Genomic DNA, 17,675 nt, shown 5'->3' with positions numbered 1-17,675 from the left:
TAACATGCCCTTATAGGGCTGATGGAAGCCACCGGCTAAGCCGGTGGTTATGACTTGGGCGGGCCGATCGCCCGCTCCCATCCTCTCCCCAGCGAAAACCTTGCGGCACAAGCATTCCTTTGCCCCGATAAAGTTTAGGCCTGTTCAATCCGTTCAAGACCCGGTAAAATCAGATTGTGTCGGTTTTTGTCAATCGGTAAATTCATCCTTACCCTACTCTGTCGCAAGGGTGGTTCTTTTGAACGAACTTCCAAGTCACTATAACGGGGCCTCGGTCTCTCTTTCTATCCTCATCGCAGCGGTCGCTTCTCTCGCCGCCCTTTATATGGCCCGGCAAGTCGCGGCTTCCCGAGGGCGCTCCCGGCGGGTCTGGCTTGCGTGCGGCGCCGCCTCCATGGGCACCGGCATTTGGTCGATGCATTTTGTCGGCATGCTGGCCATGGAGCTTCCGGTCGACGTCCGGTACGACTATCGGCTCGTCGGACTGTCGGTCGTCGTGGCCATTCTGACGTCCGGCGTCGCGCTGTTCGTCGTCGGCCGCGACAGTCTGGGCGCAGGCTGGCTCGTCGCCGGGGGCATCATGCTCGGCATAGGCATCGCCGGCATGCACTACATGGGGATGAGCGCCATGCGTTTGAACGCGCATATCCGCTACGACCCCCTCCTTCTCGCCGCCTCGCTCCTGATCGCCGTCGCCGTCTCGATCGCGGCGCTCTGGATGACATACCGGCAGCGCCATGCGGGAAGCAGGGTCAAGACGACGGCAGCCGGCCTCCTCATGGGCGCGGCGAACGCGGGCATGCACTACTCGAGCATGGCCGCCACCTCGTTCGCGACCGATGCGCACACGTTGATCGGGACCGCCCATCAGACCGCCTCTCCCGCGCTCGGGTTCACGATCGGGATCGCGACGCTGCTCGTGCTGGTCCTCTCCCTCGTCTGCGCCTACATCGACCGCGTCTGGATGGCGCAGCACAGGCAGCAGCTCGAGCGGGACAAGCGCATCGAGTCGCTGATCCGCCATAGTCAGGACGGGGTGTTTTCCTTTACCCTGACCGGAAGGCTGCTGGACGCGAACCAGGCCGCCGAGCGGATGACCGGCTTCAGCCGCGAAGAGCTGTTGTCGATGCCGCCGGCGGATCTCATCTGCGAGGAGTTCCGCCATACGACGAGGGTTCACTTCGAAGAAGCGGTCGCCGGCCAGTCCCGCAACTTCGATAGCGCCTGGACGCACCGGGACGGCAGCCGAATCGAGATCAACAACACGAACGTTCCCGTCGTCGTCGAAGGCGCGGTCGTAGGCGTCTACACGATCGTCCGGGACATTACCGATCGCAAGCGGTCCGAGCGACGCATGAAGCATATGGCGCATCATGACGATGTGACGGGCTTGCCGAACCGCCGCTTGTTCGAGCGTCAGGTGGCCAAGATGCTTTCCGGACCGACCGGAGACGTCCAACCGCTCGCCGTCCTGTTCCTCGACGTCGATCGCTTCAAGTTCGTCAACGATTCGCAAGGACACGACATTGGCGACCTTCTGCTGCGCGCCGTGGCGACGCGTCTGCGCAATGCCGTCGGAGACGCCGGGATCGTCGCCCGACTCGGCGGCGACGAATTCTGCATCCTGCTCTCCAGCGGCGTCGCGCGCGAGTCCGTGGAGGCAATGGCGATGCGGATCAACCGGGAAATCGACATTCCATTTTCCCTGCGCGGCCGCGACATCCATATCACGGCGAGCATCGGAATCGCTTGTTATCCCGAGGACGGCGACAGCTGCATCGCGCTGATGAAGCATGCGGATACCGCCATGTACTCGGCCAAGGAAAACGGCAAAAACACGTACCGCTTCTATCAGCAAACGATGAACGAAGTGCTTACCGAGCGGGTGCAGCTGGAGAACGAGCTGCGCAAGGCGCTCGAGCGCGATGAATTTTACCTTGTCTACCAGCCTCAGGTGGACATCGCGAGCGGACGGATCGTCGGCGTCGAGGCGCTCATCCGTTGGCATCATGGGAAAAAGGGGCTCATCTCTCCCGCGGAATTCATCCCGCTCGCCGAAGAGACCGGCATGATCGTCCCGATCGGCGAATGGGTGCTGCGCACCGCCTGCAGCCAAGCCAAGCGCTGGCACCAGGACGGTCTTGGCTCGCTCCGCATGTCCGTCAATCTGTCCAGCCGCCAATTCCTGAGCCAGGACCTGGCCGACTCGATCCGTCGCATCATCCGCGAGACGGCGTTCGATCCCGGCTGCCTGGAGCTCGAGATCACCGAGTCGATGACGCTGGACGTGGGCCGCGCCATCGCGACGCTGCATCAGCTGAAGGAGCTGGGCGTCTCCATCTCGATCGACGACTTCGGCACGGGTTACAGCTCGCTCAGCTACTTGAAGACCTTCCCGGTCGACCGGCTCAAGATCGACCAGTCTTTCATCCGGCAGATGCTTTCCGATACGAACGACCGCTCCATCGTCGCGACGATCATCTCGCTCGCGCACAATCTGAACCTGCAGGTCGTCGCCGAAGGTGTCGAGACGGGCGCCCAGTCCGCCTTCCTCGCCTCTCACGGCTGCGACGAAATGCAGGGCTACTATATCAGCAAGCCGCTGCCCGCCGCTGACATTCGGCGCTTGATGCTCGGCGACGACTGCGCCGAGGAAGTTCGCATTCCTCCCGCTGGCGCATGAAAAAGGCTCATTCTCTGACCCTCTTGGTCGGAAGAATGAGCCTTTGGTTTGAACCCGCGACACGATGCGAAGCTATTAGCCGAAGATCGCGTCGATGACGGGCTTCGTATGGCCGCCCGGATACAGCAGATAGAGCAGTACGTAGACGGTGACGCCGGTAATCGCGGTTGCAAACCAGATGACGGCGGTCGTCCGTCCCCATTTGCGATGCTTGGCGAAGTTCTTCCGGAAGGCGAGCGTCAGCGTCGTAATGCCGAACACCGCAGCCACCATCGCGAGGATGATATGGAAGATCAAGAAGATCGTATAAATCGTCTTGAGATGGTCCGGACCGCCCCACTCGGTATTGCCGACGAAAATCGTCCGCGACACGTAGATGAGGAAGAACAACAACGCGGCGATCGCGGCGGCGATCATCGTCTTCTGGTGGGCTTCCCGCTTTCCCTTGATGATGAGATTCCAGCCGATCGCGACCAGAATGGCGCTCAAAGCGATAAAGCTCGTACTGATCGTCGGCATGATCGTGTAATTCGACATATTCTAGGCTCACCTGCTCCAGCGAACTTAATCAACTGTCCCCATTGTACCCTGCCGTTTGCAGTTGATCAAACGTTAACAGAGTTCTTCACACATTGTTCAAACGTCCCGAGGATGCATGATCAAAGGTAGGATCGTCGTCCTGCGCCCGCTCGCGTTTGTACCATTGCATGAAGACGGTAAACAGCGCGACGATATTAACGCCCTCCTGCAGCAGCTTCATGATGATGCCGCCCAGCTGCTGGTCGTCGAGCGGCGAAAGCAGACTGAAGAACGCCGGTCCGCCTTCGAATTTGGAGAGCAGCGCGGCCGGGTCCCCCGACACGCAGTAGCCCATCGCCCGCACCCATACTTGAGGATCGTTGTAGACGGCGAACAGGGGCGCCCCGGCGAAGATGATCAGGACGCAAGCCGGCGTCAGCAGCAAGCCGTTCAGGAAGATGAAGCCGAGCTTGCGCAGGTTCGTAAGCCGCGACCATTCCGGCACCGGCGACATGACGTGCCACCAGCTGATCATCGCCGTCAGGAACAGCGCCAAATAATACAAGGCGTGCACATAATAGTGCGTCATGATCCAGTCGTGGTTGCTGGGCATGTGGTAGAACGAGAACAGCAAGTTAAACGCGAACAGACCGAACAGCGGATTCATGAGGAAGCGCAGCGGCCGCCAACCCCGTTGCGAGAAGATAGCCCGCCACAGCCACACCGGCACGCCGTAAAGCAGCATCGGCGGCACGATGAAGTACGAGATCGCCATATCCGTCATATGAAACGTAAACATGAGGTGACCCATCAGGCTGAGGGGGCCGCCTTGCGCGAGATAGAGCAGCACGATGCCCGCGATGAACGAGATCTGACGACCCGCGCCGACCGGCTCCGCGCCTCCGAAGCGCTCTCGCCACGGCCCGACCACAAACGTATAGAGTACGATGATCGCCAGCATCAGCGTCAGCAGATACGGACTCCACAGGTCGGCAAACGAAAAGTATTGCAAGCCCATCTTCGATCCCTCCTTTCTACAGCATATCCCAATTGCGCCAAGATCAACTGCGCCAAGCGACTGGCCGCAACGCCAAAACCGTCCCATCCAAGGAAAAAGAGGCGGGGAGTCGGCCCGCCTCTCTGAAGTTTATGGATAGACTTACCACCAAACCCAATATAGCGCCATGATCACCATCGTGAACACGACGACGATGCCGAACAAAATCCCGAAGATCGGGAACAGGTGCCCCCGGTCCTTCATGTGCATCCAGAATGCCATCTGAACGAACACTTGGAGAATCGCCATGCCTACGAGAATGATGTAGGTGAACGTCTGGTTGATCTCGCCGGCCGCCACCGCGGCGAATGCGATGATCGTCAGCGCGAGAGACATGACAAAAGCGACGATGTGCTTTTGGGGTCCCTCTGCGCGGTGGCGTCTTGTCTCTTCCCCGGAGGAAGCGGAATGGTTGCTCGCCATGCGTTAACCCACCTTTCCCATCAGGTAGACCACGGTGAAGATGAATACCCAGACGACGTCGATGAAGTGCCAGTAGATCGCCGACACGTAAATCTTCGGAGCCGTGACGACCGTAAGGCCCTTCTTGAAGATTTGCGCGATCAGCAGACCGATCCAGAGCACCCCGAACGCGACGTGCGCGCCGTGGAAGCCGACCAGCGTGTAGAACGAAGAGCTGAATGCGCTAGTCGAGAATTGATGGCCTTCGCTGACGTACGTGTTGAATTCGTAAATTTCAAGCCCCAGGAAGCAAAGGCCGAGCAGAATCGTGACGATCAGCCAGAGCACCATCGGCTTGGTCTGGTGGCGGTGCATCGCCTGAACGGCGAACACGCTCGTCAAGCTCGAGAACAACAGGATCATCGTAGCCGCGAATACCATCGGCAGCTCGAACAGGTGATCGGCCGTCGGGCCGTCGAGCGTCTGGTGGCGAAGCGCGATGAAGGCGGCGAACAGGGTGCCGAACAGGACCGTCTCCGCGCCGAGGAAAAGCCAGAAGCCGAGGACTTTGTTGCGTCCCTCTAGCGTTGCCTTCTCCGGTTCGTGAGGCAAATGTCCGTCTGCGTGTTCATGTGCGCTCATGCGTGCACCCCTTTCTCCTGCTCCTCCGGCTCGATGTGGAACCCGTGGTCGTCAAACACGGAACGGAGGAACATACAGCCAAATGTAACGACGAGTCCGGCGATGGCGACGATCAGTTTATCATACATGAAACCGAGGCCGGCTGCGAACAATCCGATGCTCATAATGAGCGGAAGGATCGAAGGCGAAGGCATGTGGATCGGTCCGACCGGCTCCGCCGGCGGCATTTCCGCATTGCCTTTTTGCTTTTCGTTCCACCAGGCGTCATAGCTGCGCACCAGCGGAAGCTGCTTGAAGTTGTATTCCGGCGGCGGCGAAGGAATCGACCATTCGAGCGAACGGCCGTCTTCCCAAGGATCGTCGGCTACGCGCTGCTTTTTGGCGGCGCTGACGACGACGTTGATCAGGAATACGATCGTGCCTACGCCCATCAAGAACGCGCCGATGGAGCTGACCAGGTTCATCGTGTCGAAGCCCTGGTTCGGCAGGTACGTCCATACCCGGCGCGGCATCCCCAAGAGACCCAAGAAGTGCTGCACGAAGAACGTCAGGTGGAAGCCGATGAAGAACGTCCAGAACGTCAGCTTGCCGAGCGTCTCGTTCAGCAGGCGCCCGAACATCTTCGGCCACCAGTAGTGCAGGCCGGCGAAGATGCCGAAGATCAAGCCGCCCACGATAACGTAGTGGAAGTGAGCGACGACGAAGTAGCTGTCGTGGTACTGGAAGTCTGCCGGCGCGGACGCGAGCATGACCCCGGTGACGCCGCCCATGACGAACGTCGGGATAAAGCCGATGCCGAACAGGTTTGCGGTCGTGAAGCGGATCGAGCCGCCCCACAGGGTGAACAGCCAGTTGAAGATCTTGACCCCCGTCGGTACCGCGATCAGCATCGTCGCGATGGAGAACAAGCCGTTCGCGACCGGGCCGAGTCCCGCGGTGAACATGTGGTGCGCCCAGACCATGAACCCGAGGAACGCGATCAGGACGGTCGCGAATACCATCGAGCTGTAGCCGAACAGACGCTTGCGCGAGAACGTGCTGACGACTTCGGAGATGATCCCGAAGGCCGGCAGGATCAGGATGTATACCTCGGGGTGACCGAACACCCAGAAGATATGTTCCCAAAGGACGGTGTTGCCGCCGCTGCCCGTTTCGAAGAAGTTCGCGTGGAACAGCCGGTCGAACGTCAAGGCGACGAGGCCTACCGTCAGAGCCGGGAAAGCGAAGACGATCAGCGCGGACGTGATGAAGATCGTCCAGGTGAACATCGGCATGCGCATGAAGGACATGCCCGGCGCGCGCATGTTGATGATCGTCGCCATAAAGTTAATGCCGCCCAGCAGGGTGCCGATACCGGCGATCTGCAGACCCATCAGGTAATAGTCGACGCCGTGGCCGCTGCCGTAGGTCGGGCCTGCCAGCGGCACGTAGGACGTCCAGCCCGCGGCCGGCACGTCGCCTGCGAACCAGCTGATGTTCAGCAGCACGCCGCCGAAGAAGAACGTCCAGAAGCCGAGCGAGTTCAGGAACGGGAACGCGACGTCGCGCGCCCCGATCTGCAGCGGGATGACGGCGTTCATCAGAGCGAACAGCATCGGCATCGCCGCGAGGAAGATCATGGTCGTACCATGCATCGTAAGCAATTCGTTAAACGTATCTGCGCCTACGAAGTCGTTCATCGGCTTCATCAGCTGAATCCGGATCATCAGCGCTTCCAGGCCGCCGACGATGAAGAACAGGCCGCCGGCGAGTAAGTACAAAATTCCGATTTTCTTATGGTCGACGGTCGTCAGCCAGTCCATCAAGCCCCGATAACGCTTGACTGTGTGCGCGTGTGCAGCCAAAGCCGCGTACCTCCTTCATTACCCGCAGAAGCTAGAGTATTAGTAGTCAAGCTTGTAATCAGCCAAGTACTTGGCGATCCCGTCGAGCTCTTCTTGGGTCAGACCCAGTTCGCCAGCATTCGGCATCATGTTGCCAGGCTTGACCTTCTGCGTGTCGGTAACCCATTCCTTGATGTTCGATTCCACCGATTTGCCGGGTTCATCGTTGTAGAGAATGCCCCCGATCGTCTGGCGGCTGCCGATGCCCGTCAGGTTCGGCGCGCTGCTGCCCGCGTTGTTCTCGCCGATGGCGTGGCAGCTGAGGCACTTGTTCTCGAGCGCGTCCTTGATCTTGCTGTCTTCAGGCAGGACTGCCGGCGCCTTCATCGCCGCGACCCAACGGTCGAACGAAGCTTGGCTGACCGCCTTCGCCTTGAAGTCCATCAAGCTGTGGGAAGGTCCGCAAAGTTCCGCGCATTTCCCTTTGAATACGCCTTCCTTCGGGAATTCCAGGAACAGCTTGTTCGTGGTACCCGTTCCTGCGTTTGTATCGATCTTGCCGCCGATCGACGGAATCCAGAAGGCGTGCGTCACGTCGGCGGACGCCAGCGTGAACTGGATCTTCTTCCCGGTCGGCACGACCAGCTCCTGCGCCGTCTTGATGCCGTATTCCGGATACTCGAACTCCCACCAGTACTGGTGCGAAGTTACCGTAACCTGGACCGCGTTCGGATCCTTGGAGTAGTCCTTGGCCAGACCGAACACCGTGTTGATCGTCGGCACGCCGAGGATCAGCAGCAGGATGATCGGAATGACCGTCCAGATGATCTCGAGCGTATGGTTGCCTTCGACTTGCTTCGGCACGGACTTGTCGCCCTTGCGGCGGCGGAACCGGATCAACACGTAGATGCAAATCGCAAATACGATTATGACGACGAGCGCCATGATGCTGATCGACAACGTCATGAGGTCAAATTGTTTCTGGGCTACCGGCCCTTGCGGGTTCAGCGTGGACAAGTCCTCTCTTCCGCATGCCGACAGGAGCAGAACCACTCCTGCCATCAGCGGGAGCAGCCGCTTCATTACGCGCCACCGATTCATCATCAATTCATCCCCACTTTGACTTTTTCATAGATTGCCTGTGTGCGTTAGGCGTGGCGGCGGCAACCTACGTGTTGCGCGATGTTGAATCAATTCAACACACGTACTTAATCACTCTAATAAATATTAAGATTGGCACGACGGTTTGTCAATGTTCACAGAACAGTTCACAAATTGTTCTCAAAACTGTCAAAATCGTTGCCACACAAGGGTTTTCCGTCTCTCAGGGCGGTCTTGAAAGGGCTTCTACGGCGATTTGAAAGCGCCGTCCGGACCCGTTCGCGGACCGGGATCGGCGATCTCCGCTTGAAGTTCCCTCCCCTCATGTTTTACCAACCGCACCGGGTTTTATGTACGGCGCAGCAAGCATACTTTTGTCCCGGGAGCGAACAATACGGACATCAAGCGGAAAAGGGATGGAGGATAGGAAGCATGCAGCAGCTGCGAAAAGCGATCATCGCGCTTGGCGTCGCCGCCATCACGAGCGGACTGCTCGGAGCCTGCAACTATAAGAGCGAATTCCATAAAAGCGCTCACGACTACGGGAGCCGCCTCGCGAACGATCCGAAGATGGCGCGGGTCCGCGCTTACAGCGCGGTGACGACAGATCCGAAGATGCACGACAACAAATACTTCGAGTACAGCTCCAAGCTGAGCTACAAGGTCTCGAATCTGCCCGGCGTAAGCGACGCGATCGTCATGCTGACGGACAAAAACGCCTATGTGGGCATCACGACGGACTGGACGGCTACCGGCACGCTGTCCCACGGCGGCAAGCGGATGCGCGAGCAGGACAACACGGGGACGACCGAAGGCGTCTACAACGTGGATACGGGGAGCAGCCGTTGGGATCCGCGGAAAATCGTCACGCCCTACAACTCTTACTTTTCCCACAAGGACATCTCGGACCTGTCCACCGAATTCCGCCAGACGATCGCCGAGAACGTGCGCAAGCTGGCGCCGAACGTGCAGGGCGTGCACATTTCGGCGAACCAGGAGTACATGAACCAGCTCCTCGACTTCGCGAGAGCCTCCTGGGCGGGCAAGCCGCTCGCGCCGCTCATTCCCGAGTTCAACAAGCTGGCGAAATACACGTTCAGCCTTGGCGGCCAGGTGCCGATCCCGATCTCGGACCGCTAATGCGAAACGCGTATATATAAAAGGAAACAACAAGAGGACGGCCGCCGGGCTCCCGACGCTGAGCGGCCGTCTTTTGCCTGCGCAAAGACTTACGACTCCCCAAAAAAACGGCAAGGGACCGATCGTCCCCTGCCGGATCATCTCCGCTCAAGATGCGGAGGTATTCAATTTGACCAACTCGCGCTCCACGAGCATCGTAAGCTCATCTTCATAGCCGCCGGTAATTCTGTATTTCCGAATGTAATCCTTCACAAACTTGCGCGGGTCCTTAGGCCGGAAAATTCTCGTCAGTTCTCTCAGGCTTTCCTGAACTTCGTTGTGACTGCGTTTTGCCATGCCATATTCCCTCCCGGCGGAAAAAATCCCGCAAGTTTAAGCTACTACACGGTCCACACCCCGGCTGCCTATTGATGATGCTTACTTCCTGCTCCTTACCAGTATACCAGTAATCGGACGGGGTTGAAAGCAAAACCGCCTCAGAGCCTCACTTCGAACAGGTGCGTTCCGCCCGACAGCGCGAACCTCTCGCCCGGCCGAAGCTCGTAGCGCTCCCCCGCCCGAAGCCGTCGGCCGTCGGTCAGAAAAGTGCCGTTGGAGGAACCATGGTCCTCCAAGAAAAACGCGCCCCGATCGGCCGCGTACCGCAGCGAGCAGTGCCTGCGACTAATCTCCCCCGAATCGAATGGAAACACGAGACCGCACTGGGCGGCATCCCGGCCGATCGACAGCGGGCGCTCCGACAGCTTGAAGCTCGCACCGGCGAACTCCCCCTGGAGGCCGCACAGCCGCGGCTCTCCCTCGCCGGCCTGCAAGAGCGGCTCCGGCACGTCGCTCAGCTTCGACAACGGGATCGTATAGTCCGGCAAAGGCGCGCCTCGCTCTGCCGCCGCGTCCTTTTCGTCCTTCGCGACGACGTCCATATCCGCGCATGCTTCCCGCTCCGCCGCTTCTTCCTCGTTCGCGCCGACCTCCGGCGGCTCAAACGCATCTCCCCGACCCTTACCCCGCGCAGTCATCTGCAGAAACGCGACGACCGCGACGGCCGCCACGACGATGCCAATCCCCATGGCCGCGAGCAGAGGCAGCGTGCCGATCGCCGTCTGCGCAGTCGACGCATCCAGCTTCATCGACGCGGCCGCAGGGTTCGCGCCCGCCGCGAGCCCGCCTACGGCGCCGGCGGACGCGAACGCGCGCCGGCCGGATCGACGGATCCGGCCCACGACCGTGTTCATCAATGCCTCCCTCCTCTCTTGACTATTATCGGTCCGGAGCGACACCGATTTCACCCCCTTGCGCCTATTGCGAATGAATATTGTAAACGCTTACGATAGTGTGGAAAGAAGAAAGGTCATCATGCTGACCCTTTTTTCCAGTATACCGAATCCTGCCACTCGCTTCAATGCGGAACATCCATATTTTAGAAATTTTTAATGCCGGGACCGAACGTTTCATCGGTGCATGCCGGCATTCCGGCGGTAAGGAAACCTTTCCTTTTTTCTTCCCGACCCTTGTATTCGTTCGATCGCTTCTTCTATGCTCGCCGCGAGGAAAGAGCGCGCTCCATAAAAAGACCGCCCGTTTACATACGCACAACCGCCAATGTAGGTCGTTTACATACGCACATTCGCCGAAAGAAGCTGCCAACCGCCAATGTAGGTAGTATACATACGCACATTCGCCGAAAGAAGCTGCCAACCGCCAATGTAGGTCGTTTACATACGCACATTCGCCGAAAGAAGCTGCCGACCGCCGATGTAGGTCGTTTACATACGCACATTCGCCGAAAGAAGCTGCCGACCGCCGATGTAGGTCGTTTACATACGCACATTCGCCGAAAGATGCTGCCAACCGCCAATGAAGGTAGTTTACATACGCACATTTGCCGAAAGAAGCTGCCTACAGCCAATGAAGGTAGTTTACATACGCACATTTGCCGAAAACAATTGACGACCAGGGTTCCCTTTCCCCGGCGGTCTCGCATCAAACGTCCCTATCGCAGCAGTTCCTGCAAATCCTTGAGGCTCGGCTTCTGGAAAGAAACGACGACCTCGCCTCCTTGGACGCGAACGTCTTTGACCTTCACCAGCTTCGGCAGCTGCGCGCCGAGCGGGATGACGACGTCGTCGAACCGATCGGCCGGCAGCGAAACGTCCTTCAGCTGCGCTTTCTCGACCGTGGCCGTCAGATTCGGATTGTTCCAGCTCAGCCGATAAGTCAGCGTCAACCCCATCGGAACTTTGTCCTTGTATCGGATGTTCAAATCCGCGACTAGACGGTCGTCCCCGGACAAGCGAAACTCCGCGCCGGTAATTTCGACGTCTTTGCTGTACTGCGGGTGGTCCGCGATCGTCGCCTTGGCCAGATTGTTCACGTCATCTTCGGTCAGGGCGAGCTCGGTGGACAGACGCCGCAGCATCTCGAGCCCCCGCTCCTCCAGCGGAATTTCGGAATAGCTCAGATCCAGCTTGCGGTCCGGCGCGACGTACCAGTAAGCCAGCGCGCCTCCGGCGCCGGCGAGAATGATCAATACGAGCAAGGCGATCAGCAGTTTTTTCATTTTTGGCTCCCCTTCCCCCGACTCCGTCTTGCCATTGGGCAACATCCCGATTGACTTCTGCCCTACGTAAGAGTATAACATTATATAAATTCAATGACGGGAACGCGTTCCCCGGACTCCTCGAACCCCAGAGAGTCGGCGCTTGCTGCGAGCCGACGTTCGAGCCCGAGCGAATATCCTCCCCGAGAAGCCGTGCCCAACGAGCCTGCCCCCGGGCAGCCAAGCGCGGACGGAAGCCCCCGTTAGCGAGGCAGCGTCTGTTAGGACGCGACGATGAGTGCCGCATCGTGCCGACGGTCCCCTGGACCAGCTGCCGCGCCGCGGAATAAGGGTGGTAACACGGAGCGATCCGTCCCTTTTGGAGGGGCGGTTTTTTTATTTGTCTTCAACACCCCCGCACACCCGATCGATTCGTCCTGACCCTTGCTGGAGAGCCGCATCCCGCCGGTCTCTTTCTCCTATACCCTCTTGCGAAAGGAAGATCTCCATGTCCGAATCCCGTCCGACCCCCGCCTCCGCCCGCCCCGTGCGCCTGGAGGACATCCTCCAAGCCTCTCACGTCCTGCACGACGTCATCGTCCCGACGCCGCTGCAGGCCAACCGTTCCCTGTCGGCCAAGTACGGCTGCAACGTTTTCCTCAAGCGCGAGGACCAGCAGGTCGTCCGCTCGTTCAAGATTCGCGGCGCCTATAACCTCATCTCCTCGATGCCGCCCGAGGACCGGTCGCGCGGCGTCGTGTGCGCCAGCGCCGGCAATCACGCCCAAGGCGTCGCCTATTCGTGTCAGGCCCTCGATATCCCTGGAATCATCTATATGCCGGCGACCACGCCGCGGCAGAAGATTAACCAGGTGAAGCTGTTCGGAGGCGACAAGGTCGAGGTCCGCCTGACCGGCGATACGTTCGACGACGCCTACGCCGAGGCGATTCGCGCCAGCCGGGAAAACGGGATGGCCTTCGTCCACCCGTTCGACGATCCGCGGATCGTGGCGGGCAACGGTACGGTCGGCAAGGAGATTATCGAAGCGAGCCGGCAGCCGATCGACGTCCTCCTCGTCACCGTCGGCGGAGGCGGTCTGGCGGCGGGCGTCGCGGCCTACTTGAAGACGGTAAGCCCGAAAACCGTAGTGATCGGCGTCGAGCCCGAAGGCGCGACTTCCATGCGGGCCGCATGGGACAGCCAGGAGGTCGTGACGCTGGAGGAGATCGACAAATTCGTGGACGGCGCCGCGGTGAAACGGGTCGGCGACCTCACCTACGCGCTCTGCCGCGAGCTGCTCGACGACATCGTCGCCGTACCGGAAGGCCGCGTCTGCACGACGATCCTGGAGCTGTACAACGAGCATGCCATCGTCGCCGAACCCGCGGGCGCCCTCACGGTCGCGGCCCTGCCGATGCTGGCCGATCGCCTCGCCGGCAAAAACGTCGTCTGCATCGTCAGCGGCGGCAACAACGACATCGACCGGATGCAGGAGATCAAAGAGCGCTCCCTCATTTATGAAGGGTTGAAGCACTACTTCATGATCAGCTTCCCGCAGCGTGCCGGCGCCCTGCGCGAATTTCTCGACGACGTGCTCGGGCCGAGCGACGACATCGTGAGGTTCGAGTACACCAAAAAGCACAATAAGGAAAACGGCCCCGCCCTCGTCGGCATCGAGCTCAAGAGCCCGGACGACTACGCGCCGCTCGTTGAGCGAATGACGCGCAAAGGCTTCCGCTTCGTCGAGCTGAACAAAGACCCCGAGTTGTTCAACCTGCTGATTTGACTTGCGGTTAATTTGGTATTTACAAAGAAGGATTACATTAAAATAAGGAGTGGAAGCCACAGATCAAGTCACGCAAAGGAGCGGAAACGATGGGGGAACAGCCGGAGACGACGACCATGCCCCGGACGGGACCGAAGGTCCTCATCTTGTATGCCCAATACGGAGAAGGCCACTGGCAGGCAGCCCAGGCGCTGAAGGCCGGATTTGCCCGGCAGGGCATAGCAGACGTTCGACTGTTCGATCTGCTGGCCGAATCGCATCCGATCGTAAACGGCGTCAGCCGCTTCGTCTACCGCAACAGCTACACCTACTGGCCGCACTTTTACGGATGGGTGTACCGGGCGACCAAAGACATGAAGCCGCGCTCGCTGCTCGCCCACTGGCTCCATTCGTTCGGCGCGGACACGATGAAGCGGCTCATCCGGCGCGAGCAGCCGGATATCGTCATTCACACGTTTCCCACCCTCGTGGTGCCCGCGATCGCCGGCCGTCTCGGCCGCCGCATCCGCATTTACAACGTCGTCACCGACTTTGAGCTTCATATGCGCTGGGTGCATCCCCATGTGAACAAGTATTATGTCGCCACCGAAGACCTCCGCGAGCAGTTAGCCGGCACCGGCGTGCCCCGAGAGCGCATTGCGGCGACCGGCATTCCGCTGCGCGGCGCCTTCGTTCCGAACCGGGAGAAGACCGCATTCGCCGCCGCGAAGTTCGGGCTCGATCCGGATCGTCCCGTCGTGCTCGTCATGGCCGGCGCCTACGGCGCGCTCCCCGGCATTCGCGGGCTGTGCGACCGCCTATGCGCCGACCCGGGCGTGCAGACGGCGATCGTCTGCGGACGCAACCGGGTGCTGGCCTCGCATCTGAGCCACGCCTATGTGGACAACGCGAACGTCGCCGTGTTCGGATACGTCGAGCAGATCGACGAGCTGATGGGATTGTCCGCCTGCATCGTCACCAAGCCGGGCGGGCTCACATTGTCGGAGGCGATCCTGGCCGGCCTCCCGATCTTCCTTTACCGGCCGGTGCCGGGCCAGGAGCAGGGCAATGCCCGCTATCTGGCGGCCAAAGGCGCGGCCGTCGTCTGCCGAACGAACCGGGAGCTCGCGGACGCCGTCCACGCCCTCCTGCGAGACGGCGCGAGGCGCCGGGAGATGCTGGCGGCGCTCGAAGGGCTGCGCAAGGAAGGGGCGGCGGACCGGATCGTTTTGGATATTTTGCAGGAATTGCCTATAATTGAAATAAACGAATCCGCGACGCATTCTTGATCCGTGCGTTCCCAACGGGCGCATCGGCCCGCTCTCTCCTTTTTGGGGGAGCGCTCTCCGCCTTATGGAGACATCGATGCGATCGACGGACAAGCCCCCTGCCCCGCCCGTCGCGCGGACGGGTCCGCGGCAGGTTTTCAAAGGAGATTTTCTGTGAAATCAGCCCCGTTACGGTCCTTTTTTAACCCGGAAATGTCGCTGCTGTCGCTCATCCTATTCCTGGTCGAGTTCGTACGCGGCGCCGCCCTCATCAGTTTTCTGCCGATTTACGGCAAAGACACGCTCGGCCTGGAGCTCGACGTCATCGGGGTGGCGATCACCGCCCACTACCTCGTCGACACCGCCTTGAAGCTGGGTATCGGATACCTCATGCACCGGTTCGCCGTACGGACGATCATCAGCGTCGGCCTCCTCGCTTCGCTGCTCGGCATTTTCCTGATCGGCTATGCGGACGTGCCGTGGATGTTCATCGCCGCTTCGGGACTGTACGGCCTCGGCATCTCCCCGATCTGGATCTACTGTCTGACCAAGGTTCGGGAAGAAGGACGCGGCGCGCAGATGGGCTTCCTCTACACGATATGGCTGGTCGGGCTCGGCGCCGGCCCCGTCGTCATGAACCTGCTGCTCGAGCGGAGCGAATCGCTCAGCTACTGGGTCATGGTCATCGGCTCGGGCGTCGCCTGCTTGCTGTCGTTTCTCATTCCCGCCGAGTCCCACGCCGACGTCGAGACGGTTCCTTTTCGCCGCCAGCTCGCCGTCCTCGGCTCCCATCTCTCCGAGATGAAGCCGCTCCTGCCGGGCATGGTCATGCAGACGCTCGCAGCCGGCATGCTGCAGCCGATCCTGCCGAGCTTTGCCAAGGAGCACCTCGGCATGTCGCCGACGCAGTACTCCATCCTGCTCTTCATCGGGGGAGGCTGCACCGTCGCCGGGCTCATCCCGATGGGGCGGCTGTCCGACTCGCTCGGCAAGAAGTGGTTTCTCGTAGCCGGCTTCCTGATCTTCGGCATCGCGCTATACGGGCTGACGATGCATCCGGTGCTGGGCGTCGCGCTGACGTGGGCGCTCGTCCTCGGACTGTCCTACGCGGCGGTGCTGCCGGCCTGGAACGCGCTGCTCGCCGCCTACGTGCCGCCCGGTCAGAAGGGGCTCGGCTGGGGCGTTCTGTCCACCGTCGAAGGCATCGGCGGTTTGCTTGGCCCGGGCATCGGCGGCCTGATCGCCACGGCGAACGGGGAGCCGTCCGTCGTCATCGCGGCCTCGGTCATCTTCGCCGTCATCAGCTTCATCTACCTGCTCTTTCCGTTCCGGCTATTCCGCGGCGAGCGCCGGACGCCGTCATGAGGGACGCGACGATGCATCTGCTCTGGACGGCGTTCGCCTCCGGCCGGTGGCAGCAGTGGACCGACCAAATCCGAAGCCTCGACCTCGAGAAGATCCAGGCGCTGCTCGACCGCTTCTCCGCGCTCGGCCCGCTGCCGGGCATCCTCCTGCCGCTCACCGAATCGCTGCTGCCGTTTTTGCCGCTCGTCGTGTTCGTCGTCGCCAACGCCCTCTCGTACGGCATGTGGCTCGGCTTCCTCTATTCGTGGATCGGCGTCTGCATCGGCTCGCTCTTCGTCTTTCTGCTGGCGCGCGGCATCGGCCGCAGGTACAGCGATCGCATCCGCCGAAGATTTCCCCGGATGGACACCTTTTTCGGCTGGATCGAGACCCGGGGGTTTACGCCGATCTTTGTACTCGCCTGCTTCCCCTTTTCCCCTTCGGCCTTGGTCAACATCGCCTCCGGCATGTCCAAAATCCCGCTCCATACGTTTATGATCGCGGTGGTGATGGGCAAAGCGGTCATGATCTTCACGCTGTCGTTTTTGGGCCACGATCTGTACGCCCTCGTCCATCAACCTTGGCGCCTCGTCGTCGCCGGCGGCATCCTGGTCCTCCTCTGGCTGCTCGGCAAAAAACTCGAAGCGCGTTACGTGGGCTCGGAGGCCAAGAAATAGTCCCGTTTGCGGCGATTCGCCGATCAGGGGGGTTACGGCGATTCGCCCATCAAGGGGGCGCTTAAGCGGCTGCGCGACGGCCGTCGGCGCTCCCTTTTGCAGCATAACCGGGATTCGTCCGTGGCACGCTAAGCGGTGACTTCACCCAAGAAGGAGGAAGCGCCATGTCCGGCGAACAACCGTCCGAAGCGCAGATCAAGGCGAGCCAGGCCCAATCCAAAGCCGACCGCACCGGCCAAGGCCAAGCCGCCGCCCGCCGCCGGCAATCCGAGGCCGACCGCGCGGCCGTGCCGAAGCACGGACAGTAACGCACCCTAAGACGAGGTGACACCATGAGCAAAGACATGAATCCGGTCTCCGGCGAAATCGTGGAAGTCGACGGCGTGTACAAAAACGAGTGGGGCCGGGAGGAAGAGCTGAAGCGCGGGGACACGTTCCCGGCCGACGTCATGCTCGGCAACACGGAGTGGGAATGGGTGGAGATGAGCTTCGACAACCACCACGAAGGCGAAACCGATCCCCGGCTCGTGCCGAAGGAGAAGGATATCGACAAGCAAAGCAAAATCGTGCATCCGCGCCGGCAGGTGGATCGCGGCTCGAAAGGCTGATTCCGGCCAGGACAAATCGAGGCTGTCCCGGAAACCGACATGATGTCGGATCGGGGCAGCCTCTTTGCGCATAACAGCGTGGTCGTGGAATCATCCCGTTCGTTCAAGCT

17 protein-coding genes are annotated in these 17,675 nt (G+C 60.4%); 8 read left to right on the top strand and 9 right to left on the bottom strand.

Translation table 11 applies throughout. The annotated features are described in order from the left end of the window. Positions 1-238: 238 nt before the first annotated feature. Positions 239-2,683 (top strand): EAL domain-containing protein, encoded by a 2,445-nt coding sequence (locus LKX83_RS17020; protein ID WP_227883487.1) that lies wholly within the window; start codon positions 239-241, stop codon positions 2,681-2,683. Between the two features lie 75 nt (positions 2,684-2,758). Here the strand turns inward: LKX83_RS17020 and LKX83_RS17015 are convergent, their stop codons facing one another. The 6 genes from LKX83_RS17015 to coxB form a co-directional block, all read right to left on the bottom strand. Continuing rightward, positions 2,759-3,220, bottom strand: coding sequence for a DUF420 domain-containing protein (locus tag LKX83_RS17015; RefSeq protein ID WP_227883486.1), 462 nt, complete (start codon positions 3,218-3,220; stop codon positions 2,759-2,761). A gap of 88 nt (positions 3,221-3,308) precedes the next feature. Next, positions 3,309-4,220 (bottom strand): cytochrome c oxidase assembly factor CtaG, encoded by a 912-nt coding sequence (gene ctaG / locus LKX83_RS17010; protein WP_227883485.1) that lies wholly within the window; start codon positions 4,218-4,220, stop codon positions 3,309-3,311. Positions 4,221-4,361: 141 nt separating this feature from the next. Next, positions 4,362-4,682, bottom strand: a complete 321-nt coding sequence (locus LKX83_RS17005; RefSeq protein ID WP_227883484.1) for a cytochrome C oxidase subunit IV family protein — start codon at positions 4,680-4,682, stop codon at positions 4,362-4,364. A gap of 3 nt (positions 4,683-4,685) precedes the next feature. Further along, the gene (locus LKX83_RS17000; protein ID WP_227883483.1) at positions 4,686-5,303 is read right to left on the bottom strand and encodes a cytochrome c oxidase subunit 3; all 618 of its coding nucleotides are present in this window, start codon (positions 5,301-5,303) and stop codon (positions 4,686-4,688) included. Next, a complete protein-coding gene (gene ctaD, locus LKX83_RS16995; protein WP_227883491.1) occupies positions 5,300-7,105 on the bottom strand; it encodes a cytochrome c oxidase subunit I in 1,806 nt (601 codons plus the stop codon). The genes LKX83_RS17000 and ctaD overlap by 4 nt, the downstream gene beginning before the upstream one ends. Before the next feature lie 81 nt (positions 7,106-7,186). Then, positions 7,187-8,230, bottom strand: coding sequence for a cytochrome c oxidase subunit II (gene coxB, locus LKX83_RS16990; protein ID WP_227883482.1), 1,044 nt, complete (start codon positions 8,228-8,230; stop codon positions 7,187-7,189). 429 nt (positions 8,231-8,659) lie between these two features. Here coxB and LKX83_RS16985 point away from each other — a divergent pair, with 429 nt between their 5' ends. Beyond that, on the top strand, positions 8,660-9,367 hold the full coding sequence (locus tag LKX83_RS16985; protein ID WP_227883481.1) for a YhcN/YlaJ family sporulation lipoprotein: 708 nt from the start codon (positions 8,660-8,662) through the stop codon (positions 9,365-9,367). Between the two features lie 147 nt (positions 9,368-9,514). Here the strand turns inward: LKX83_RS16985 and LKX83_RS16980 are convergent, their stop codons facing one another. The 3 genes from LKX83_RS16980 to LKX83_RS16970 all read right to left on the bottom strand — a co-directional run bounded on the left by LKX83_RS16980 (position 9,515) and on the right by LKX83_RS16970 (position 11,924). Then, positions 9,515-9,703: a hypothetical protein gene (locus tag LKX83_RS16980; RefSeq protein WP_227883480.1), complete on the bottom strand. Its 189-nt coding sequence runs from the start codon at positions 9,701-9,703 to the stop codon at positions 9,515-9,517. Positions 9,704-9,843: 140 nt separating this feature from the next. Then, entirely contained in the window at positions 9,844-10,599 is a 756-nt protein-coding gene (locus LKX83_RS16975) for an FHA domain-containing protein (protein ID WP_227883479.1), read from the bottom strand. Between the two features lie 758 nt (positions 10,600-11,357). Continuing rightward, positions 11,358-11,924, bottom strand: coding sequence for a hypothetical protein (locus tag LKX83_RS16970; protein WP_227883478.1), 567 nt, complete (start codon positions 11,922-11,924; stop codon positions 11,358-11,360). A 487-nt stretch (positions 11,925-12,411) separates the two neighbouring features. On the opposite strand from LKX83_RS16970, the gene ilvA reads away from it, so the two are divergent. The 6 genes from ilvA to LKX83_RS16940 all read left to right on the top strand — a co-directional run bounded on the left by ilvA (position 12,412) and on the right by LKX83_RS16940 (position 17,565). Next, complete coding sequence (gene ilvA / locus LKX83_RS16965; protein ID WP_227883477.1) at positions 12,412-13,689, top strand: threonine ammonia-lyase IlvA; 1,278 nt, start codon at positions 12,412-12,414, stop codon at positions 13,687-13,689. An 89-nt stretch (positions 13,690-13,778) separates the two neighbouring features. Then, the gene (locus LKX83_RS16960; RefSeq protein WP_227883476.1) at positions 13,779-14,957 is read left to right on the top strand and encodes an MGDG synthase family glycosyltransferase; all 1,179 of its coding nucleotides are present in this window, start codon (positions 13,779-13,781) and stop codon (positions 14,955-14,957) included. Between the two features lie 153 nt (positions 14,958-15,110). Beyond that, positions 15,111-16,301, top strand: coding sequence for an MFS transporter (locus LKX83_RS16955; RefSeq protein WP_227883475.1), 1,191 nt, complete (start codon positions 15,111-15,113; stop codon positions 16,299-16,301). Positions 16,302-16,312: 11 nt separating this feature from the next. After that, positions 16,313-16,957, top strand: a complete 645-nt coding sequence (locus LKX83_RS16950) for a TVP38/TMEM64 family protein (RefSeq protein WP_227883474.1) — start codon at positions 16,313-16,315, stop codon at positions 16,955-16,957. Positions 16,958-17,121: 164 nt separating this feature from the next. After that, complete coding sequence (locus LKX83_RS16945) at positions 17,122-17,265, top strand: hypothetical protein (protein ID WP_227883473.1); 144 nt, start codon at positions 17,122-17,124, stop codon at positions 17,263-17,265. A 24-nt stretch (positions 17,266-17,289) separates the two neighbouring features. Further along, positions 17,290-17,565, top strand: coding sequence for a transposase (locus tag LKX83_RS16940; protein ID WP_227883472.1), 276 nt, complete (start codon positions 17,290-17,292; stop codon positions 17,563-17,565). Positions 17,566-17,675: the final 110 nt, after the last annotated feature.

The organism is Cohnella baijiui (genome assembly GCF_020731285.1).
Lineage (GTDB): Bacteria > Bacillota > Bacilli > Paenibacillales > Paenibacillaceae > Cohnella.
Note: the sequence above shows the minus strand (reverse complement) of the source record. Positions and strands in the feature narration are given on the sequence as shown.